The following is a 21,728-nucleotide window of genomic DNA, read 5'->3' as shown; positions in this document are numbered from 1 at the left end:
AACGCGAAAGCTATACCTTGCGGCAACCTTCTCTTCTCTGCCCGAGCACTACAGGGCCCGCAAGACAAACATCTGATTCATACAAGTGTTTGACAGCCCCTACACGATCATTCAAAACCTGCGTTATGTCAATTCGACCCATGCGTTAACGTGGCATAACAACCCATTGAGCCCAGAGGGCATGAGACTGAAAAATCGTCAATCTCTACAAAGGATAGGTGCAATTGGCGCAGCGATCTGTTAACAACAGCGAGGCGCAACACCCGCAGCAAGGAGCAAGTACCGCGAAATGCGGTCCAAACGGTATCTGGATAGCAGGTGCGAGCCGCACCAGACAGGCCATACTTGAAATGTTCGCCATCCTTAAGGAGGAGAAATAAAATGTCTTATAAACACATTCTGGTAGCCATCGACCTGACTGATGAATGCCATGCCGTAATCCGTCGTGCTGTCGATCTGGCTACCGGCCTCCAAAGCAAGGTTTCCCTGGTCCATGTGGTCGAACCAATGGCTATGGCGTTCGGCGGTGACGTGCCCATGGACCTTTCCTCCCTTCAACAACAGCAGATCGAACAGTCCCGTGAACGCCTGGACAGCTTTGTTGCGCAATACAGCCTTCTGGAAGGCCAGTGCCAGTTGGCCTATGGGCAGCCTCGCCAGGAAATCCACCGCTTTGCTCGCGAAAATGCCTGTGATCTGATCGTTGTAGGCAGCCACGGCCGCCATGGCCTTGCCCTTCTTCTGGGCTCGACCGCCAATGACCTGTTACATGGTGCCCCGTGTGACACCTTAGCGGTCTCCCTGACCCGGAAGTAATACTAAAAAGGGCTCCCTCAGGAGCCCTTTTTTCATTCTTCCAGTTCAGCCCATCGCTCCAGCAGCTGATCGAGCTCAAGCTGTAAAGCCTCGAAGCGCTCAACAACGACACGCGTCGTTTCAAGCGGCTGCTGGTAGAACGCCGGATCGGAAATCTGGCTTTGCAGTCTCGCCAGCTCGTTTTCCGTCGCCTCGATTTGTGCCGGCAAGGCATCCAGCTCGCGTTGATCCTTATAACTGAGCTTTTTACGGGCCGGCGCCTGCTGCGCTGCTGCCTTGGATGCTTCTACGGGTGTCGCTTGAGTGGCCGCCGCATCCGACTTGGCCTCCATTTTCGACCCTGTCGCACCTAACAAGCGAGGCGATCCACCTTGACGTAGCCAATCCTGATAGCCCCCGACATACTCACGTACAAGGCCCGAGCCTTCAAACACCAGGGTGCTGGTTACGACGTTATCAAGAAACGCCCGGTCGTGACTGACCATCAGCACGGTGCCCTCAAAGCTCAGAAGCACTTCTTCCAGTAGTTCGAGCGTTTCCACATCCAGATCGTTGGTAGGCTCGTCGAGTACCAACAGATTGGCCGGCTTGCTGAACAGCTTCGCCAGCAACAACCGAGCACGCTCGCCCCCTGACAGCGCTTTCACTGGCGTACGGGCACGCTGTGGGCTAAACAGGAAGTCCCCCAGATAACTGAGGACATGACGATCCTGACCGTTGATTGTGATAATTTCACGCCCTTCAGCCATGTTGTCGATGACGGTTTTTTCAGGCTCAAGCGCATGTCGCAGCTGATCGAAATAGGCCACTTCGAGCTTGGTGCCATGCACGATTTTTCCTGCCGTCGGCTCAAGGTCACCCAGCAGCAGTTTAAGCAGGGTTGTCTTTCCAGAGCCGTTGGGGCCTAACAAGCCCATCCGGTCGCCTCGCTGCACCACCAAGGAAAAATCACGGATAATGGGTTCGCTGCCTGGATGGGCATAATCCACGTGCTCGACAACAATGACCTGTTTTCCAGACTTGTCGGCGGTTTCCAGCTGCAGGTTTGCCTTACCCTGGCGTTCGCGTCGTTCGCTGCGTTCAAAGCGCATGGCCTTCAATGCACGCACTCGCCCTTCGTTGCGGGTACGTCGAGCCTTGATGCCTTGACGAATCCAGACCTCTTCCTGAGCCAGACGCTTGTCGAACAGTGCGTTGGCGGTCTCTTCCGCTGCAAGCTGCTGCTCTTTATGCACCAGAAAACTGGCGTAATCGCCCTGCCAATCGATCAGATGGCCTCGATCCAACTCAAGAATGCGTGTCGCCAGGGCTTGCAAGAAGGCTCGGTCGTGGGTGATGAACAGAATCGCACCCGGATATTGACTCAAGGCCTCTTCCAACCAGGCAATAGCCCCGATATCCAGATGGTTGGTTGGCTCATCGAGCAACAGCAAGTCAGGTTCGGCCACCAGGGCCTGCGCCAATAGCACACGCCGACGCCAGCCTCCGGAAAGCTCTGCAAGGGTCTTTTCTGCAGGCAACTGAAGGCGGCTCAGCGTGCTCTCGACCAGCTGCTGCAGTCGCCAGCCATCCTTGGCTTCCAAATCCTGCTGAACGCGCATCAGACGCGTCAGGTCTTCGTCAGTGTGAATGTTCTGGGACAGTCGATGATACTCCGCCAGCAACTCCCCTACGCCAGTCAATCCCTCGGCCACAACATCGAATACGGTACGATCATCTGCCCGAGGCAGCTCCTGAGGCAACTCTCCGATCTTCAGCGCCGGAGCACGCCAGATCTCGCCATCGTCTGGCATCTGCTCGCCCTTGACCAGGCGCAGCATGCTGGACTTGCCAGTACCGTTGCGCCCGATCACGCAGACTCTCTCACCCCGAGCAATCTGCCAGGACACTCCGTCCAGCAATGGCATGGCACCGAAAGCCAGGGATACGCCGGTGAATTTGAGCAAGGTCATAGGCATCTCCAAGAAAAAGGACGTGCATTCTAGTGCCCATCCGCACGAACTGCATGTTTTCCTACCGACGGCACTCAATGTTTTCGTACATATGACGACAAGATTATTAGCCTGACCGTTGGTAGCTCATACGCTTTCGTCGTAATGGCCGACAAGCTAAAGTAATCGCCTTTGTGCGGCCGAGCCGCATGTACCAGCAGTCTTCTCCGGGAATCTCATGCGCGGCCGTCTGTTCAAGCTGTTGACCTGTGTCTTTGCTTCTCTCATTGGATTGGAAACCGCTCACGCGGCCCCCATTGAGCAACAACGTCTCCTATACGACCAAGCCAAGGCAGCGCTGGCCAAGGGAGATGCCAGTCTCTATTTGCAGTCACGCAATGCGTTGCAAGGGTATCCCCTGGAGCCCTACCTGCAATATGACGAGCTGACCGCACGCCTCAAGAACGCCAGCAATACAGAAATAGAAGCCTTTCTTGCCGAGCATGGCGATCTCCCGCAGGCAAACTGGATGAAGCTGCGCTGGCTGCGCTGGCTCTCCGAGCGCGGCGATTGGAGTACCTTTGACCGCTACTATGACTCCAAGCTCAACTTTACCGAACTGGATTGCCTGAATGCCCAGCACCAGATTCAGGAAGGCCAGACAACACAACCCTTCAAGACAGCGGAAAAGCTCTGGCTGGTAGGCAAGTCACAACCAGCCGCCTGTGATGGCCTTTTCAGTGCCTGGGCTGCTCGCGGCCAGATGCCTGAAAGCATGGTTTGGAAACGTGCCAAGCTGGCGGCCGAAGCGCGTAATTACGGGCTAGTCACCCATTTGGGACAGCAGATGCCCACCCTGGGCTCACTTGCCAACCTGATGAGCGATATCGCTCAGAAACCCCAACAGCTAGCCGATGTGCAGCGCTTCACACCTGCCAGCGAGCCCATGGCCGATGTGGTTGGTCTGGGTTTGCGACGCCTTGCCAAACAGGATCCCGAGAAAGCATTGGGCCTACTCGATACCTATAGTCAGCGCCTGCCCTTTTCGCGCGACGAAAAAGTATCCATTGCGCGTGAGATCGGGCTGACCCTGGCCAAGAACTTTGACCCACGAGCCCTTCCGCTCATGGAGCGTTACGATCCGGAACTCCGTGATGACACGGTCAGCGAATGGCGTGCGCGCCTTCTACTGCGTCTGGCCCGCTGGAAAGAGACTTACCAGTTAATCCAGCGGTTTCCCCCATCGCTTCTGGAAACCAACCGCTGGCAATACTGGCGCGCCCGTACCCTGGAGCTGTCTCAGCCGCAAAGCTCAAGCGTACTGGCTGATTACCAGCCAGTCTCGCGTGAGCGCGATTTCTACGGCTTTCTAGCAGCCGACCGCATCAAGGCGCCTTATCAGCTGAACAATCGTCCGCTCGTACTGAGCAATAGCCTTCGCAACCGCGTACGCACCACGCCTGGTATTCAGCGCGCGCTCGAGTTCTATGCACGTGGTGAATTTGTAAATGCGCGGCGCGAGTGGTTTCATGTCAGCCGCAGCTTCAACCGGGACGAATTGGTTGCCCAGGCCCGCATGGCCTACGACATGCAATGGTATTTCCCGGCTATTCGCTCAATTAGCCAAGCCAAGTACTGGGACGATCTGGACATCCGCTTCCCTATCGCCTACCGCGACAGTTTCGTTCGTGAAGCGCGCCAGCGAGGCTTGCATAGCAGCTGGGTCTTCGCTATTACCCGGCAAGAGAGCGGCTTCATGGCCGATGCCCGTTCAGGCGTGGGAGCCATGGGCTTGATGCAGTTGATGCCTGCGACGGCAAAACATACTGCCAGCAAGTTTTCTATTCCATTGGCCAGCCCTCAATCAGCCCTGCAACCGGACACAAACATCCAGCTGGGCACCGCTTACCTGAGCATGGTTCATGCACAATTCAACGGTAACCGTGTTCTAGCCTCAGCGGCTTATAACGCCGGTCCCGGACGTGTAAAAAGATGGCTGAAGGACGCCCGGCACTTGGCGTTCGATGTCTGGGTAGAAACCATTCCGTTTGACGAAACCCGTCAATATGTCCAAAACGTGCTAGCGTATGCGGTCATCTACGGCCAAAAACTCAATACGCCTCAGCCACTGGTAGAGTGGCACGAACGCTTCTTTGACGAAACTTGATGACTTAAGCAGGAGCTGCAATAGCTTTGCAGCTCCTGCCTCGTTACACGTCGCCACACCAGGGTGCCATTAAGCGGCTGTGAAATTTCGTCAATCTCCGTATACTTCGCGGCTCTATTTTTTCCGCTATTGAACCGGAGAAACTCATGTTGAAGCGTTCCCTGGCCCTCGTGGCCGGTCTTACCCTGTGCGCCACTTCCCTTCTTACCCAGGCAGCAGATGCACTACGCGTCTCGGCTATCCCGGATGAAGCACCTACCGAATTGCTTCGCAAGTTCAAACCGCTGGGAGAGTACCTGGAAAAGCAGATTGGCATGCCTGTTACCTTCGTGCCGGTCTCCGATTATGCAGGCGTGGTCGAAGCGCTGGCCTCTGACAGACTGGACATGGCATGGTTGGGTGGCTTTACCTTTGTCCAGGCCCAACTCAAAGCGCCCATGAATCCGCTGGTACAACGGGAAGAAGATCAGAAATTCACCAGCAAATTCATTACAGCTGATCCAAACGTCAAATCGGTTCAAGACCTAAAAGGCAAAACGTTCGCCTTTGGCTCGATCTCTTCGACCTCCGGCAGCCTGATGCCCCGTTACTTCATGCAGCAGGAAGGGGTAATACCGGAGCAGTTTTTCTCACGTGTAGCCTATTCTGGAGCCCATGATGCAACTGCCGCCTGGGTACAGGCTGGAAAAGTGGATGGAGGCGTTTTGAACGCTTCGGTCTGGCAGAAGCTGGTTGATGCCAAGAAAGTAGACACAAGCAAGGTCAAGGTCTTCGCGACCACTCCGCCCTATTACGATTACAACTGGACCGTCAGAGGCAATCTGGATCCGCAACTGGCGGCCAAAATCAAGGCGGCCTTTCTTGCATTGGATCCTTCGAAGCCTGAAGACAAAGCCATTCTGGATCTACAGGCAGCCAGTCGTTTTGTAGAAACTTCTCCTGAAAACTATAAGGGCATCGAAGGCTCTGCACGTGCGGCCGGTCTGTTGAAGTGAGCGTCCAGTTAGCTGGCGTGGAGCTTCTTCACGCCAATGGGCATCGCGCGCTTTCAAAGCTTGACCTGAAGATCACCAAAGGTGAACGCGTAGCACTGATTGGCCCTTCTGGAGCAGGCAAGACCAGCTTGCTCCGCCTGATGGCGACAAGCCATAAGCCAACGGCAGGACAACTCACCGTATTGCAGACCGATCCGTGGTCATTGAGCGTGTCCCGATTGAAGTCGCTTCGTGCACATATCGGTCTGATTCACCAGGCACCTCCCCTCCCGGCGCGGCAACGCGTCGTAACGGCGGTACTGGCTGGGCGCCTGGGCCAATGGCCTTTATGGAAGAGCCTGGTCAGCCTTGTCTATCCACTGGATCGTCCGGGCGCCCAACAGGCTCTGGCAAAGCTGGACCTGTCAGAAAAGCTGTATCAGCGTTGCGATCAGCTCTCGGGGGGCCAGCTCCAGCGCGTCGGCATTGCCCGCGTGCTATACCAGGCGCCTGAGCTGATACTGGCGGATGAGCCTGTTTCCGCCATGGATCCTGTACTTGCCAGCCATACACTAACCATTCTCGCTCGTGAGGCCGAAACACGAAGCGCAACGCTGATCGCCAGCCTGCACAGCGTAGAGCTGGCGATCAAACACTTTCCGCGAATCATTGGGCTACGCCAAGGCGTTATTGTATTCGACAAAGCAACGCAAGCCGTTACCTCCGATGATCTGGAGCAGCTCTATGCCAATGAGCAATTAGCACCAGAGAACTCATCCAGTGTTTATTTCATGCCTGCCACACCACCGCGATGCTGATTGCCCCCTCGCGTGATCCTGCCGCCCTGCCTCGTCTAGGCATCAGCCTACTGGCACTCTTACTGCTCTGGCCTGGGCTTCACCTGTCCGAGTTGGATATTCCTGGTTTGCTCACCGGCGAGAACGCCAGAATCATGGGTAGCTTTTTGGCAGGATTCTGGCCGCTAGCCTACGATTCGGAGTTTCTCTCGATAGTTGGCAAAGCCACGCTGGAAACCCTAGCCATTGCCACGGCCGGTATGACGCTCGCCTGGGTGATCGCCTTTCCAGCAGCCTTGCTGGCAACCCGCTCGCTTTCCATCTCCGCGCTTCATCGGCAAGGACGTCCTTCGTGGCTGGGTCAGACGATTCGCAATACGGTACGTATCGTTCTTGTAATTCTGCGCAGCATTCCCGAAATTGTCTGGGCCTTATTATTTGTACGAGCGGTAGGCCTAGGTCCAACCGCGGGCGTCCTGGCCATTGCCATCACGTATGGTGGCATGCTGGGTAAGGTGTACGCCGAGATTTTCGAATCCGTACCTGCTGACGCGACGCGAGCATTGCTCTTGGGTGGCAGCTCGCGACTTCAGGCATTCGCATATGGACTTCTACCGGCCGCCAGCGGCGAAATGATCTCCTATACGATCTACCGCTGGGAGTGTGCTATCCGTGCATCGGTCGTCATGGGATTTGTTGGCGCTGGCGGGCTGGGACAACAGGTCGATCTGTCTCTGCGAATGTTTGCTGGCGGAGAAGTTGCCAGCCTGATGCTGACCTTTCTGATACTGGTCATGCTGGCCGACCTGATCAGCCGCTTGCTGCGAGAGCCGTAACGATGAAAATCAAGGGTCTTGCCGCCGTTATCGTAGTACTAGCCGCCATTGCCTCGTCCTTTGCTTACCTTGAGACGAATTTTATCGAGCTGTTTTCGCGGACCTCTCTTGCGCAAATGGCAAAATTTGCCAACGGATTTCTTACTCCCGATTTCTCCCGCAGTCACCTGTACGCCATTGCCTGGGCCTGCCTTGAAACACTGGCCATGTCAGCCATGGGTACCTTATTGGCAGCCCTGCTTGGCATAATACTGGCCCTGCCTGCGGCAGGCCGACTCGGCACTTTATTCAAAGCAGTTGCGCGGTTCTTGCTCAATGCCCTCCGCGCCGTCCCGGAACTGGTGTGGGCGGCACTGATGGTACTGGCTGCAGGGCTAGGGCCCAACGCCGGCACGCTTGCATTGGCACTGCATACGGCGGGTGTACTGGGTCGCCTGTTTGCCGAGACGCTGGAAAACACTCCGTCCGCCCCCAGCGATGCGATCAGACTGGCTGGGGGCGGACGCCTTGCCGCCTTCGCCTATGGCATTCTGCCAAGCGTCTGGCCTCAGCTGCTTGCCTATATTCTCTATCGCTGGGAAAACAATATCCGCATGGCGACGATATTGGGATTCGTGGGCGCTGGCGGCCTAGGACAAATGCTTCAAATCAGCCTCAGCCTGTTTCAACTCGCTCAGGCTGCAACCATTATCCTGGCCATGCTGACCCTGGTACTGCTGGTGGACGCTTTTAGTGCCTGGATCCGTCAGCGGTGGATCAATCATTGATCCACCCTGGCGGTCTCATGCCTCGCCGCTGTTACCGTTTCTAGCCTGTATAAGCACCCAGGGCGCAACGACCACTGCCCAAAAGACTGGATCGCTTACCAAAAACCCCCGTGCCTCATCCTCGGTCACCTTGGCCATTTGCCCGGACGTCAGCCAGGCAGAAACCTTGCCTGTATTGTCCTGAACAATGGCTTCTGCCGCCTCTATCAAGTCTATCTCGGCATCCACCCGAAGCAACGAACCCTTGGCAAAGTGCGGCTGTAACTCTTGCCATGTGATTTCAGCGGTCTGGCCCAACAGCGTAGCGTACAGAGTGCTGGTTTCGGACATCACGTCACCCCTAAAAATAAAGCGACATGATAGCGGCTGTCGCTTATTGTCGACAGGATTGACATGTCTTCAGCCCGGTTTCGGCTCGTATCCGATACATGATGCGACAAAGTGTATCGATACAGTCGATGTGCCACTTTTCAATTCCGTGATCGGCACTCTACACTCCGCACGTTGCGATGCCGATTTATCGTCATAACAAGAAAGCCAGCAATAAGAATAAATACTGCAATAAACGTTTGTGATCTGCCAAAACCAATAAGCATTTCGAGTGGAGCACTATGAATAAGGCAACTCAGCGTCTTTCCCGACTATTCGCCGCCATGGCCCTGGCTGGACTCACCAGCTACAGCGTCGCTGCCGATACAATAAAAATCGCCTTGGCCGGCCCGGTTACCGGTCCTGTAGCGCAATATGGGGAAATGGAATTTGTCGGCGCCAAAATGGCTATCGAGCAAATCAATAAGGCTGGCGGCGTCAATGGCCAGCAGCTCGAAGGCGTAGTCTACGACGATGCGTGTGACCCCAAGCAAGCGGTTGCCGTTGCCAACAAGATCGTCAATGACGAAGTGAAATTCGTGGTTGGCCACCTGTGCTCCAGCTCCACTCAGCCGGCGTCCGATATCTACGAGGACGAAGGCATCCTGATGATCACCCCAGCATCAACCAGCCCTGATCTCACGGCACGCGGACATAAACTGATCTTCCGCACCATTGGTCTTGACAACATGCAAGGCCCTACTGCCGGCAAATATATAGCCGAGCATATCAAGCCCAAGACAGTCGCCATCATCCACGACAAGCAGCAGTACGGTGAAGGCATTGCCACGGCCGTCAAGCAGACACTTGAAGGCGCCAATGTCAAAGTTGCCGTATTCGAAGGTATCAATGCCGGCGACAAGGACTTTTCTTCTCTGATCTCCAAGCTGAAGCAGGCGGGTGTGGATTTCGTCTATTACGGCGGCTATCACCCGGAGCTCGGCCTTCTGATGCGCCAGTCACAGGAAAAAGGCTTGAAAGTTCGCTTCATGGGGCCGGAAGGTGTGGGTAACTCTGAAATTTCCGCCATTGCAGGCAAATCCTCAGAGGGCATGCTTGTAACCCTTCCCCGCTCTTTCGATCAGGATCCGAAAAACAAAGCCCTGGTTGAAGCATTCAAAGCCAAGAAGCAGGATCCGAGCGGCCCGTTCGTCTTCCCCTCCTACGCAGCCGTGCAAGTTATTGCTGATGGCATCAAGAAGGCAGGCAACACTGAAACCGATGCTGTAGCAGAGGCCCTGCGCAGCAGTACGTTCAGCACACCTACAGGCGACCTGGCGTTTGACGAAAAAGGCGACCTGAAGAACTTCGAATTTGTCGTCTATGAGTGGCACGCCGACGGCACCAAGACCGAAGCCAAGTAACCGTTAAGCAGGAACTTGCCAGCACGTTGTCTGGCAAACGTCCTCAAAAGCCCACGGTATCCTCCGTGGGCTTTGTTCATTCCAAATGAGTAGGCGTGCCAAGACGCCAAAAGCACTGTGGCCGCTATTCAGGAGAAAGTAATGCCTGAGCTCTACCACTATCTTCAACAGCTGGTAAACGGTTTGACCGTTGGCAGCACCTACGCCTTGATAGCCATTGGTTACACCATGGTCTACGGCATTATTGGCATGATCAACTTCGCCCATGGCGAGGTATACATGATTGGCTCCTATGTAGCCTTCATTGTCATCGCCGGATTGGCACTCATGGGCATTCATAGTCTGCCGATCATCATGATTGCGGCCTTTGCTGCCAGCATTATTGTTGCCAGTGCCTATGGCTACAGTATTGAGCGTATTGCCTACCGTCCGCTGCGTGGCAGTAATCGCCTGATTCCGTTGATCTCAGCTATCGGCATGTCCATCTTTCTGCAAAACGAAGTGCTATTGGCACAGGACTCCAAGGACAAGGCCATTCCCAGCCTGCTACCTGGCAACATCATATTTGGCAATGATGCCATGAGTGGAGTCGTCATTTCGTACATGCAGATTCTGATCTTCGTGGTCACGTTTCTGGCCATGCTCGGATTGACGCTGTTCATCTCACGTTCGCGTCTCGGCCGCGCCTGCCGCGCCTGCGCCGAAGACATCAAGATGGCCAACCTGCTTGGCATCAACACCAACAACATTATCGCCCTGACCTTTGTTATCGGCGCATCCCTGGCAGCCATCGCGGCTGTTTTGCTCGGAATGCAATACGGCGTCATTAATCCGAGTCTGGGCTTTCTGGCAGGTATCAAGGCGTTTACTGCCGCAGTACTGGGCGGGATCGGCAGTATTCCAGGCGCCATGCTGGGCGGACTGGTGCTAGGGGTAGCCGAAGCGTTCGGGGCCGATATTTTTGGTGATCAGTACAAGGATGTCGTGGCATTCACACTTCTTGTCCTCGTTTTGTTGTTCCGGCCGACCGGCATTCTGGGCCGTCCGGAGGTAGAAAAAGTATGAGCAGTACCCCTTTCAACAAACAGCTTAAAACGGCTTTTTTCAGTGCGCTTCTCGTACTCGCAGTGGCCTACCCTGTTTTGGGGCTAAAACTGACCACAGTGGGTATCGGGCTCGAAGTCCATGGCGCCAGCCCAACCACCCTGACGATCATTTTTGGGGCGGCCGCCCTTATGTTCGTATGGCAGTTGGTACGTGATCGCATTCCCATGCCGCGCCGAACCAGGGGCACCCACACCTCACCACTGACCAAACTAGGCGCCCAGCTCACCGAGCCATCTGTTCAACGCTGGGTCATCCTCGGGCTGGTTCTTGTCGCGCTAGTCTGGCCATTCTTCGGCTCACGGGGGGCCGTGGATATCGCTACGCTGATTCTCATCTATGTGATGCTGGGGCTTGGTCTGAATATTGTGGTCGGCCTGGCGGGTCTTCTTGATCTGGGCTACGTCGGCTTTTACGCCGTAGGGGCATATAGTTACGCCCTGCTCTCCCACTATTACGGCCTTGGATTCTGGATCTGCCTGCCCATTGCCGGTTTGATGGCTGCGCTATTCGGCTTTTTGCTGGGCTTTCCCGTGCTGCGCCTGCGAGGTGACTATCTCGCCATCGTAACGCTCGGCTTCGGCGAGATCATCCGTATTCTGCTACGCAACCTTACCAGCATCACCGGCGGCCCCAACGGCATTAGCGGAATCGACAAGCCTACGCTATTCAACCTGACGTTTGAGCGGCGTGCCCCTGAAGGCATGCAGACATTCCATGAGTTTTTTGGCATCGCCTACAACTCGAACTACAAGGTGATCTTTCTTTACCTGGTTGCGTTACTGCTCGTCCTGCTTACGCTTTTCGTGATCAATCGGTTACTGCGCATGCCCATCGGTCGCGCTTGGGAAGCCTTACGTGAAGATGAGATCGCCTGCCGTGCATTAGGCTTGAATCCGACCCTTATCAAACTCTCCGCTTTTACGCTGGGTGCCTGCTTTGCAGGTTTCGCGGGCAGCTTCTTTGCGGCTCGCCAAGGGCTGGTGTCGCCGGAATCGTTCACCTTCATTGAGTCAGCCATCATCTTGGCGATCGTTGTTCTGGGTGGAATGGGCTCACAATTGGGCGTCATTCTGGCAGCCATTGTCATGATTCTGCTTCCAGAGCTGATGCGTGAGTTCAGTGAATATCGCATGTTGATGTTTGGCGCCATGATGGTCCTGATGATGATCTGGCGGCCGCAAGGCCTGCTCCCGATGCAGCGCCCCCATTTGGAGCTGCGTAAATGAGCCAACTTATTCTTCAAGCTAAAGACCTGACCATGCGTTTTGGCGGCCTCTTGGCGGTCAATGGCGTCAATATCAGCGTCGAGGAAAAGCAGGTCGTTTCCCTGATAGGACCGAACGGCGCTGGCAAGACAACCGTGTTCAACTGCCTGACCGGTTTCTATCAACCAACAGGAGGTGAAATTCTACTTAGAGGTACGCCCATTCATGGCTTGCCGGGTCACCAGATCGCTCGACGCGGCATCGTACGCACCTTCCAGAATGTTCGGTTGTTCAAGGAAATGACGGCGGTTGAAAACCTGCTGGTTGCTCAACACCGCCATCTGAATACGAATTTTCTAGCTGGCCTTTTCAAAACTCCCGACTTTCGCCGCGCAGAATCTGAAGCCATGGACTTTGCCCGCCACTGGCTTGAGCAGGTCAACCTCACCGAGGTCGCCAACCGACCTGCCGGCAATCTGGCCTATGGCCAACAGCGCCGTCTTGAGATTGCTCGCTGCATGATGACACGCCCCCAACTCCTCATGCTTGATGAACCTGCCGCCGGCCTTAATCCTCGCGAGACGGAAGACCTGAAAGCGCTGATTTCCCTGCTGCGAGACGAGCACGGCGTAACTGTTCTGCTCATTGAGCACGACATGCACCTAGTCATGAGCATCTCGGATCATATTGTCGTTATCAATCAGGGCACCCCCCTGGCCGATGGTAAGCCGGAGCAAATCCGTAATAACCCTGACGTGATCAAAGCCTATTTGGGAGAAGCGTGATGCTGCAGTTCGAAAACGTTTCGACTTTCTATGGCAAGATCCAGGCGCTGCATGGGGTCAGCCTGTCCGTCAACAAAGGGGAGATCGTGACACTCATCGGCGCCAATGGCGCTGGCAAGTCTACCCTCCTGATGACGCTATGCGGCTCTCCTAAGGCAGCTGGCGGTAGTATTCGTTACGAAGGTGAAGAGCTGGTCGGAAAAGACTCCTCCGAAATCATGCGCAAAGGTATCGCCGTGGTTCCTGAGGGTCGCCGCGTCTTTGCTCGCCTGACTGTCGAGGAAAACCTCGCCATGGGCGGTTTTTTTACCGACAAGCATGACTATGATCGTCAGCTTGAAAAGGTTCTTGGCCTGTTTCCTCGCTTGAAGGAGCGCTATCACCAGCGCGGAGGCACGATGTCCGGCGGGGAGCAACAGATGCTGGCCATCGGTCGTGCGATGATGAGTCATCCGCGTCTCCTGCTGCTTGACGAGCCCTCACTGGGTTTAGCCCCCATCATCATTCAGCAGATTTTCGATATCATCGAACAACTGCGCGAGGATGGCGTAACGGTATTTCTGGTCGAGCAGAACGCCAACCAGGCGCTCAGACTGGCAGACCGTGGCTACGTTCTAGAAAATGGTCATATCGTCATGCAGGATACCGGCGAAGCCCTATTGGCCAACCCTGACGTACGCAAGGCCTACCTGGGAGGCTAAAGGATCGCTTGTGCGCTCCGTTCAAAAAGAGCGCACAAGTTCATTTCAGCCTTGTCCTAACGGATATAGCTCAGTAACGTTGCCACCCTTGTTTCAATGGAGAGCTCTAGATGTTAGCGCCACGCTTGCTGCTGCCCCTGACCTTGCTGGCCACGTTGCTGGCAGGCTGCCATAGCACCCCGAGCGATAGCATCGCTTCGTCCAAGGCGTCTCAAGGCGTACGCCTGCAAGGTGATTTGCGGTTAGCGAATGACCAGTTACTCTTTCGCCCCTGTCAGGAGCATCGCTACTTTCAAATAGACGATGCGGCCAACACGTCTATTATCAACGATGCTCATGAGTTGACGGCCGATAGCGGTGCCAGCAGCCTATTCGCAGATTTACGCGGAAAGATGAAATCTGGAGGGCCGGCTGGAAGCGATGGCGTATTTGCCGTTTCCGAAGTGTATCGCATGCAGTACACCGGGCCCGGCTGTTCAGACCCTAATTTCAAGCGCCTGACGCTTCGCGCAGCCGGTCATACTCCAGAATGGAATGTGGTAGTAAGTGGCCAAGGCATGGTTATAGCCTCGACCGATCGCAGCCAGCAGGCTCTTCCATATTTGCAGGAGCAACTACCCGACGGTAGTCGTAGCCTGTCTACCGAAGCCAACGGCGAGCGTGTCGAGCTATGGGTCAGTCCGCAGCGCTGTGTTGATGAAAGCACTGGTACGGTTCAATCCCTTCAGGCGGAGCTGCGTGTCAATGGCAAGAGCATGTCAGGCTGCGCGCACTATGGCGGTGCTACTGACACCCATTAAAGAAATCCAGTCCTGCGTGCTGTTACTAAGCCTCAAACAGCACGCATTGGCAATGAAAGTCTCTTATCCAAGGTTCTTCGTTTACTGCCTCATGGGCGCCCGCCTTACATCAGACGAATATCTATTTCGCCAAGCTCACTAGGCCTGCTAGTTTAATATCTGTTTTAGCTGAATTATTTCACACATCAGTCGACATCTTATAGGATGCCTCCCCTCCCCAAGAGTGGCCATCTGCCATCAATGCCTATATTTTAAGACCACTCTGCGCCGCCTTTGCCTACTATGCTCAGTACTACTTTTACCCGCCGCGTATTCCCTCTGGTTACAGTAGTGCTGTTCCTGATGTTTTCGCTCGCATGTGGGCTGTTGATCTACAACGCTCGTAGCCAGGATCAACAGGCTCAGGCAGACACTTTATACGCTGCTCAAAAAGCCCTTGAAGACCTGAATACAAGCATAAAAAAGGACATATCTGACTATTCCAAATGGGGTGAGCTTTACAAGAACATGCACCTTAAGCTCAACATCAGCTGGGCGTATGACGGAGAAAACCTGGGCGAGTCGATTTATGAGCTCTATGGCTTTCAGGGATTACTTGTTTTAGATGCGCAGGACAAAACCGTCTATTCACTGTTTGAAGGTGAGCAAACCCCTCTTGATGCCCGGCAATGGCTACAAGGCGATTTTGACGCTCTGCTGAAGAAGGCACGCGCGCCTGAAAATAAGGAAGAGGTAGTCAGTGCGCTCCTGAAAGTCGACTCAGTACCTGCCATCGTTGCGGCTGGATCCATCACGCCAGGAAAAGACCCAACCGTTAAGGAACGGCCCGGTACCCGCTCAGTACTTCTCTTCGTCGATATCCTTACACCAGACAAGCTCAAGGCGCTGGGTACGCAATATGGATTAATCAATCTGCGGACTACACAGACGCCTCAGATTGAAGGCTCGTCCACGCTTCGTCTAGCACCTGGTGCTGATAGCTACTTGGCCTGGGACCCGCCCCGTCATGGCCAGGCGCTGCTTGACTCGATTCTTCCCTACTTCGGTATCGCGGGTCTCATGCTGATCGCGTCAACCTGGCTAGTCCTGCGTAATGCACTTTCTACCGCACGACTCATGGAGGCTCATTACGTTGAATTGACTCAGAGCAAGGAAGCTTTAGCGGTTAGCGAGGAGCGCTTTAGAGACGTAGCAGAAGCCGCGTCGGACTGGCTGTGGGAAATCGATGCTCAGTACTGCCTGACCTATCTTTCAGGGCGCTTCGAGGAAGTTACAGGCACTACACCTGAGCAGTGGCTTGGTAAAAACCTTGATGAACTGCTGACAGCAGACCATGAGTCATTAACAACATGGCTGAACCATCGAAGGAACGCCTCTACATCTACTCCACTCGTCTGTCATTATCATGACCGACAAGGTAAGCAGCGGACCTGCCGCGTCTCGGCGCGACCGATAAAAGACGGCACGCAAGGGTTTCGCGGCACGGCCAGCGATATTACCGACGAGGTCAAGGCGCTAGCTCAGGTAAGGCACCTATCTCTGCATGATCCCTTAACCGATCTGCCCAATCGCAACCGTTTGAACGAGTTTCTAAAAAAGCATGTAGGCCCATCAACACGCGTTGCCCCTGTGGCCTTGTTAAGTGTGGATCTGGATCGCTTCAAACCGGTCAACGATGCGCTGGGTCATGCAGCGGGCGACAGAGTGCTCAGGGAAGTAGCCAAGCGCCTGCGTAATTGCATTCGAGAAGCCGATCTAGTCGCGCGGGTCGGTGGTGATGAGTTTATTGTCGTGATGACCCGCCTTCAGAACCATGAAGAAATTTCTGCACTGAGCTCACGAATCATTGATCAGCTCCATCAGCCTATCAAAGTGGATGACCAGACCGTGTTTATTGGAGGAAGCATAGGCGTTGCACTAGCGCCCTCTGATACAAATAACGCAGAGGAGCTTCTGCGGCTCGCCGATATTGCGCTTTATCAGTCCAAGGCTGCGGGCCGTAATACATGGCGTTTCTACTCCCACGAAATGAACGAGCTGATTACCAGCCGTCGACGCTTGGAGAACGATCTCCGTCAGGCGCTGGAAAGAGAAGAATTGAGCCTCCATTTTCAGCCACGTTATTCGCTTACGGGAAATCGGCTGACCGGGTTCGAAGCGCTATTACGCTGGCAGCATCCTGAACATGGCATGCTGCTACCCGATAGTTTCATTGCACTGGCAGAAGACACCGGCCTTATCGTTCCCATCGGAAACTGGGTACTGAAACGCGCCTGCCACGTAGCCGTCAAATGGCCACAACCGGTGGGTATTTCTGTGAATCTCTCGCCCCGACAGTTTGGTCGTCACGACCTGATCAATCAGGTACAAAATGCGCTGACCGAGAGTAGGCTGGATCCTTCCAGACTTGAACTGGAAATTACCGAGCGCGTCATGCTGGACGATGCTGACGGAGCGCTGGAGACACTCAACAGCCTGAAGGCGCTCGGGATACGTCTCCACATGGACGATTTTGGTACAGGCTTTTCTTCTCTGGGATACCTACGCAGCTACCCCTTTGATGGCATCAAGATAGACCGCAGCTTTGTCGCTGGTATCGGTACAAACCCAGACGATCGCGCTATCGTCCAGGCCATCATTACGTTGGGCCAATCCCTTGGCATGACGGTTACGGCTGAAGGCGTAGAAACAGCAGAGCAACTTGAGCACCTACGTGGCGATGCCTGCGACGAGGTACAGGGCTTTCATTTCAGCAAAGCATTACCTGCGCATGAATTGTCTTTACTGTTTGGCTGAGCAAGCCCAAGCCCCGGTTCAACGTTCGGTAACAACCGCGACATCCGGTCCTGCACCACGCCGCTGATTACGATCATCACGCGGCGTTACACCAAAGAAATTTCGGTAGGCGCTGGAGAAATGAGGCCCCGACGAAAAGCCGCACGACAGCCCAATCTGAATAATGGATTTGCTGGTCTGCATCAGCATCTTGCGTGCCCGATTCAGCCGAAGCTCCAGATAGTATTGGCTTGGCACACGTGACAGGTACTGCTTGAAAATGCGCTCGAGCTGACGACGTGACACGCAGACATGCTGTGCGATTTCATCAGTGGTAAGCGGCTCTTCAATATTGGCCTCCATGAGCATGACTGCCTGGGTCAGCTTTGGATGACTGGAGCCCAGCCGGTTTTTCAGCGGGATTCGCTGGCGTTCATTGCCCTCGCGGATTCGCTCGACAACCAGCTCTTCCGAAACAACACCAGCCAGGTCCGCCCCATGGTCATGGTTCAGCATGGCCAAGACCATGTCCAGGATAGCCAGACCGCCACAGGCAGAGAGCCGGTCACGGTCCCACTCAAACAGATGATTGGTTGCGATAACCTTGGGATACTGCTCTGCGAAATCATCCAGCCAGCGCCAGTGCACCGCAGCGCGGTACCCGTCAAGCAGACCTGACTGCGCTAGTGGAAATACGCCTGCTGAAATGGCTCCTACCTGCACTCCGGATCGAGCGCACTGCTTTAGCGCCGTACTCAGCGGGACCGAGAGTGATTGCGGAACCTCATCCGCCAACAAAAACACTCTTTGGAAGTGCTCCAGTTGAGCGGGCCAGGAGATATGCGTCAAGCGCTGTTCGGCCTGATCGATGCGTATCAACTCAAGCACGTACTCAGCGCTGGCCTGCTGCCGTCTAGCCACTCGAAAGGCTTCTTCGGCCAGGGCTACCGTCAAAGGGCGGGTTTCGGGCCAAATCAAAAAGCCTATACGAATGGCCATATGTTATTTCAAGCTGCCAGACAGGAATTGTTGTAGTCGCACACTGCTCGGATTAGCCAGGACTTCACGAGGATTGCCAGACTCCTCGACGCGCCCTTGATGCAGAAAGATAACCTGATTGGAGACCTCTCTGGCAAAGCCCATCTCATGGGTAACCACCACCATGGTACGCCCTTCAAGCGCCAGATCACGCATCACCTTGAGCACCTCTCCTACCAGCTCAGGATCCAGCGCAGAGGTAGGTTCATCAAACAGCATGACTTCAGGCTCCATGGCCAGCGCGCGAGCTATTGCTACGCGTTGCTGCTCGCCTCCCGACATATGGGCAGGGTATGCATCCTTACGATGAGATACCCCGACCTTGGCCAGATAACGCTCAGCTCGCTCGATGGCTTTAGCCTTGGGAACACCCAATACATGAATTGGCGCCTCGATCACGTTCTGCATTACCGTCATATGTGACCATAGATTGAAATGCTGAAACACCATCGCCAAGCGCGAGCGCATCTTCTGCAGCTGCTTGGGGTCTGCCGCCTTGAGCGCACCCTGCTTGGTAGACTGCAACTTGAGCTCTTCACCATTAAGCAGGATTTTGCCCGCGTGGGGCTGTTCCAGCATATTGATGCAACGCAGCAACGTCGATTTACCCGAGCCGCTGGAGCCGATGATACTGATGACATCGCCGGCCTTGGCCGCAAGCGAAACCCCCTTGATCACCTCATGATCACCGTAACGCTTGTGTAGATCCTGTATTTCAAGTTTGAACATGGTTTCAAAGCCTTGATTAGTCTAGCCAGTGCACAGGCCCCGGCTCGTACTCGATATTTAATGTTTACGAGGCGCCAGATAGGCGAGCCAGTGCCGCTCGGCCAGTTTGAATAGCCGGACCAGAATAAACGTCAGCGCAAGGTAGAACACGCCGGCGGTGACATAGGCCTCGAAAGGCAGATAAAACTGGGAATTGACTGTACGGGCTGCGCCGGTAATGTCGACCAGGGTTACGATCGAGGCCAGACTAGTCGTCTGCAGCATCATGATGACCTCATTGCTGTACTGAGGCAGTGCGCGACGCAATGCAGAAGGTAATACGATCCGCCGATACATGAGCGAACGGGACATTCCCATCGCCTGAGCCGCCTCGATCTCACCGTGCGGCGTTGCCTTCAAGCTACCCGCAATGATCTCCGCGGTATAAGCGCTCGTGTTGATGGCAAAGGCCAGGCATGCACAAAACGTGGCGTTCGAGAGCCAAGGCCAGAGCCAGCTTTCCCTTATCACCTCGAATTGAGCCAAGCCGTAATAGATCAGGAAAAGCTGCACCAAGCCTGGTGTTCCTCGAATTACATACGTGTAAAGCCAGGCAGGAAAATTGATCAGAATACGTTTGGATACCCGCATAAACGCCAGCGGGATGGCAGCGGCCAGTCCAATGACCAGAGAAACAGCCAGCAACTTCAAGGTAACCAGAAGCCCGTTAAAATAAAGCGGCAAATTTTCCCAGATGACGTTGTAGTCAAAGATCATAGGTCAGCCACCTTAACGCCCGCGGAATAACGTCTTTCAACCAGCCTCAACAACAGAAGCGACACGCTGGTGATAATCAGATAAAGCGCCGCAACAGCCACGTAAAACGTGAAGGGCTCGCGGGTAGCATCGGCCGCCTGCTTGGCCTTGAACATCATGTCCTGCAGTCCCACCAGAGAGATCAGCGCGGTTGCCTTGGTCAGTACCAACCAATTATTGGTAAATCCAGGGATGGCCAGTCGAATCATTTGCGGGACAAGAATTCGGAAAAATACCTGGATGCCGCTCATGCCATAGGCAACACCCGCTTCAGCCTGCCCTTTTGGAATACCCAAAAAAGCGCCTCGAAAGGTTTCGGACAAATATGCGCCGAAGATGAAACCCAGGGTAAAAACACCTGCTGCAAACGGATTGATATCTATGTAATCGTCATACCCCACCATAGGAGCCAGACGATTGATCAAATCCTGACCACCGTAGAAGATCAGCAGAATCAATACCAGGTCGGGAATTCCCCGAATGACTGTCGAATACAGATCGCCCAGCCAAGCCAGCCAGCGTACCGGTGAAAGGCGAAAGGCAGCGCCAGCCAGACCCAGGCCGCAGGCCAACACCATGGATATCAGGGCCAGCTGTATGGTAAGCCAGGCACCATCGACAATATTCGCCCCGTAGCCGTTGAGCATAGTGGACAACTCCTCAGCGCAACAAAATCAAGCGCCCAGATACAAAACAGGCGCGATGGCAGTGAAGCCACCACGCCTCATCAGGATTCGTTAATTTCCGTAAATATTGAAATTAAAGTATTTGTCCTGAATTTTCTTATACGTACCGTTCTCGCGAATGGTGCTGATTGCAGTGTTCAGCTTTTCTTTCAGCTCACCGTCGTTCTTGCGTACAGCGATACCGATACCTTCGCCAAAATACTTGGGATCATTGAAGTCAGGCCCGGTAAAGGCAAACCCTTTGCCTGCATCAGTTTTCAGGAAGCCGTCGTCCAGCAAGGTAGCATCGGCCAATGTGCCGTCGAGACGGCCCGCAGTCAGATCAAGATAGATTTCATTCTGAGAGCTATAGCGGGTGATGCTAACGCCGGCAGGCTCCAGTACCTCAGTAGCAAAGCGGTCATGAATACTGCCACGCTGTACACCCAGCTTCTTACCCTTCAGGTCAGTCTTGATATCGTTGACCTGAGCACCTTCCTTCATCACCAGCTTGGCTGGCGAATTGTAGTACTTATTAGTGAAGTCAACGGAACGCTTACGTTCATCGGTGATGGACATCGATGACAGGATCATGTCGATCTTGCGTACCTTGAGTGCAGGGATAAGACCATCAAATTCCTGCTCAACCCACTGGCACTTGACCTTCATTTCAGCACACAGCGCGTTACCGATGTCATAGTCAAAACCCACGATGCTACCGTCGGCTGCTTTCGAGGCAAAGGGCGGATACGCTGCTTCAATTCCGATGCGAACCGGCTTGCCATCGGCCGCTACGGATACGTTGGTGAGGACAGACAGCGCGAGAGCGCCAAGCAATGCCAGCTTTTTCATGCAAGCTCCTACGAAGGAATGGGCTGCGGACGTTAGTTAATAGCCCAGGCTACCAATACGCATGGCAATACTCTATGCACATGCATGGCACCAGCAATGCAGCAGCGTGGGTAGCGGCATTCTAGCGGCAGCCTAGTAAGGGTTATTTCGTCTATGCGACAAGTAATTACAGAAGGGTTTTAGACAGACCTAAACAGTCTTGACAGGCTATACGATAGCATGCTTGAAAAAAATTAAAAATAGATATACGAAGCA

General features: G+C 54.5%; 20 protein-coding genes. 13 read left to right on the top strand and 7 right to left on the bottom strand.

The window, feature by feature from the left end; all coding sequences use genetic code 11:
* Nucleotides 1-381: 381 nt before the first annotated feature.
* Nucleotides 382-816 carry a universal stress protein gene (locus tag HMPREF1487_RS15855; RefSeq protein WP_010797693.1) on the top strand — a complete coding sequence of 145 codons (435 nt, stop codon included), beginning with the start codon at nt 382-384 and terminating at the stop codon, nt 814-816.
* Nucleotides 817-848: 32 nt separating this feature from the next.
* Here the strand turns inward: HMPREF1487_RS15855 and HMPREF1487_RS15850 are convergent, their stop codons facing one another.
* The gene (locus HMPREF1487_RS15850) at nt 849-2,768 is read right to left on the bottom strand and encodes an ATP-binding cassette domain-containing protein (protein ID WP_010797692.1); all 1,920 of its coding nucleotides are present in this window, start codon (nt 2,766-2,768) and stop codon (nt 849-851) included.
* A 217-nt stretch (nt 2,769-2,985) separates the two neighbouring features.
* On the opposite strand from HMPREF1487_RS15850, the gene HMPREF1487_RS15845 reads away from it, so the two are divergent.
* The 5 genes from HMPREF1487_RS15845 (at nt 2,986) to phnE (ending at nt 8,288) form a co-directional block, all read left to right on the top strand.
* Nucleotides 2,986-4,914: a transglycosylase SLT domain-containing protein gene (locus tag HMPREF1487_RS15845; RefSeq protein WP_010797691.1), complete on the top strand. Its 1,929-nt coding sequence runs from the start codon at nt 2,986-2,988 to the stop codon at nt 4,912-4,914.
* Nucleotides 4,915-5,060: 146 nt separating this feature from the next.
* Nucleotides 5,061-5,909 (top strand): putative selenate ABC transporter substrate-binding protein, encoded by an 849-nt coding sequence (locus HMPREF1487_RS15840; RefSeq protein WP_010797690.1) that lies wholly within the window; start codon nt 5,061-5,063, stop codon nt 5,907-5,909.
* On the top strand, nt 5,906-6,706 hold the full coding sequence (locus HMPREF1487_RS15835) for a phosphonate ABC transporter ATP-binding protein (RefSeq protein ID WP_010797689.1): 801 nt from the start codon (nt 5,906-5,908) through the stop codon (nt 6,704-6,706). The genes HMPREF1487_RS15840 and HMPREF1487_RS15835 overlap by 4 nt, the downstream gene beginning before the upstream one ends.
* The gene (locus HMPREF1487_RS15830) at nt 6,700-7,521 is read left to right on the top strand and encodes a PhnE/PtxC family ABC transporter permease (protein ID WP_010797688.1); all 822 of its coding nucleotides are present in this window, start codon (nt 6,700-6,702) and stop codon (nt 7,519-7,521) included. Before HMPREF1487_RS15835 ends, HMPREF1487_RS15830 begins: the two co-directional genes overlap by 7 nt.
* Nucleotides 7,522-7,523: 2 nt before the next feature.
* A complete protein-coding gene (gene phnE / locus HMPREF1487_RS15825) occupies nt 7,524-8,288 on the top strand; it encodes a phosphonate ABC transporter, permease protein PhnE (protein ID WP_010797687.1) in 765 nt (254 codons plus the stop codon).
* Between the two features lie 15 nt (nt 8,289-8,303).
* Here phnE and HMPREF1487_RS15820 read toward each other — a convergent pair whose 3' ends face one another.
* Nucleotides 8,304-8,618 (bottom strand): DUF2288 domain-containing protein, encoded by a 315-nt coding sequence (locus HMPREF1487_RS15820; RefSeq protein ID WP_010797686.1) that lies wholly within the window; start codon nt 8,616-8,618, stop codon nt 8,304-8,306.
* Between the two features lie 281 nt (nt 8,619-8,899).
* On the opposite strand from HMPREF1487_RS15820, the gene HMPREF1487_RS15815 reads away from it, so the two are divergent.
* From HMPREF1487_RS15815 to HMPREF1487_RS15785, 7 genes are all read left to right on the top strand, one after another.
* Nucleotides 8,900-10,021, top strand: coding sequence for a branched-chain amino acid ABC transporter substrate-binding protein (locus HMPREF1487_RS15815; protein WP_010797685.1), 1,122 nt, complete (start codon nt 8,900-8,902; stop codon nt 10,019-10,021).
* Nucleotides 10,022-10,162: 141 nt separating this feature from the next.
* Nucleotides 10,163-11,086 (top strand): high-affinity branched-chain amino acid ABC transporter permease LivH, encoded by a 924-nt coding sequence (gene livH, locus HMPREF1487_RS15810; protein ID WP_010797684.1) that lies wholly within the window; start codon nt 10,163-10,165, stop codon nt 11,084-11,086.
* Nucleotides 11,083-12,354 carry a high-affinity branched-chain amino acid ABC transporter permease LivM gene (locus HMPREF1487_RS15805; RefSeq protein WP_010797683.1) on the top strand — a complete coding sequence of 424 codons (1,272 nt, stop codon included), beginning with the start codon at nt 11,083-11,085 and terminating at the stop codon, nt 12,352-12,354. The genes livH and HMPREF1487_RS15805 overlap by 4 nt, the downstream gene beginning before the upstream one ends.
* The gene (livG, locus tag HMPREF1487_RS15800) at nt 12,351-13,118 is read left to right on the top strand and encodes a high-affinity branched-chain amino acid ABC transporter ATP-binding protein LivG (protein ID WP_010797682.1); all 768 of its coding nucleotides are present in this window, start codon (nt 12,351-12,353) and stop codon (nt 13,116-13,118) included. The genes HMPREF1487_RS15805 and livG overlap by 4 nt, the downstream gene beginning before the upstream one ends.
* Nucleotides 13,118-13,819 carry an ABC transporter ATP-binding protein gene (locus HMPREF1487_RS15795; protein WP_010797681.1) on the top strand — a complete coding sequence of 234 codons (702 nt, stop codon included), beginning with the start codon at nt 13,118-13,120 and terminating at the stop codon, nt 13,817-13,819. Before livG ends, HMPREF1487_RS15795 begins: the two co-directional genes overlap by 1 nt.
* A 110-nt stretch (nt 13,820-13,929) precedes the next feature.
* Nucleotides 13,930-14,619 carry a hypothetical protein gene (locus HMPREF1487_RS15790; RefSeq protein ID WP_010797680.1) on the top strand — a complete coding sequence of 230 codons (690 nt, stop codon included), beginning with the start codon at nt 13,930-13,932 and terminating at the stop codon, nt 14,617-14,619.
* A gap of 282 nt (nt 14,620-14,901) precedes the next feature.
* Nucleotides 14,902-17,415, top strand: coding sequence for a bifunctional diguanylate cyclase/phosphodiesterase (locus tag HMPREF1487_RS15785; protein WP_010797678.1), 2,514 nt, complete (start codon nt 14,902-14,904; stop codon nt 17,413-17,415).
* Nucleotides 17,416-17,433: 18 nt separating this feature from the next.
* Here HMPREF1487_RS15785 and HMPREF1487_RS15780 read toward each other — a convergent pair whose 3' ends face one another.
* From HMPREF1487_RS15780 to HMPREF1487_RS15760, 5 genes are all read right to left on the bottom strand, one after another.
* Nucleotides 17,434-18,393, bottom strand: coding sequence for a GlxA family transcriptional regulator (locus HMPREF1487_RS15780; RefSeq protein ID WP_010797677.1), 960 nt, complete (start codon nt 18,391-18,393; stop codon nt 17,434-17,436).
* Nucleotides 18,394-18,396: 3 nt separating this feature from the next.
* Nucleotides 18,397-19,161: an ABC transporter ATP-binding protein gene (locus HMPREF1487_RS15775; RefSeq protein ID WP_010797676.1), complete on the bottom strand. Its 765-nt coding sequence runs from the start codon at nt 19,159-19,161 to the stop codon at nt 18,397-18,399.
* A 57-nt stretch (nt 19,162-19,218) separates the two neighbouring features.
* The gene (locus HMPREF1487_RS15770; protein WP_010797675.1) at nt 19,219-19,917 is read right to left on the bottom strand and encodes an ABC transporter permease; all 699 of its coding nucleotides are present in this window, start codon (nt 19,915-19,917) and stop codon (nt 19,219-19,221) included.
* Nucleotides 19,914-20,603 carry an ABC transporter permease gene (locus HMPREF1487_RS15765; RefSeq protein ID WP_010797674.1) on the bottom strand — a complete coding sequence of 230 codons (690 nt, stop codon included), beginning with the start codon at nt 20,601-20,603 and terminating at the stop codon, nt 19,914-19,916. The genes HMPREF1487_RS15770 and HMPREF1487_RS15765 overlap by 4 nt, the downstream gene beginning before the upstream one ends.
* A 90-nt stretch (nt 20,604-20,693) precedes the next feature.
* A complete protein-coding gene (locus HMPREF1487_RS15760; RefSeq protein ID WP_010797673.1) occupies nt 20,694-21,473 on the bottom strand; it encodes an ABC transporter substrate-binding protein in 780 nt (259 codons plus the stop codon).
* Nucleotides 21,474-21,728 lie beyond the last annotated feature (255 nt).

The sequence above is a fragment of the Pseudomonas sp. HPB0071 genome, from assembly GCF_000478505.2.
Taxonomy (GTDB): domain Bacteria; phylum Pseudomonadota; class Gammaproteobacteria; order Pseudomonadales; family Pseudomonadaceae; genus Chryseomonas; species Chryseomonas luteola.
Note: the sequence above shows the minus strand (reverse complement) of the source record. Positions and strands in the feature narration are given on the sequence as shown.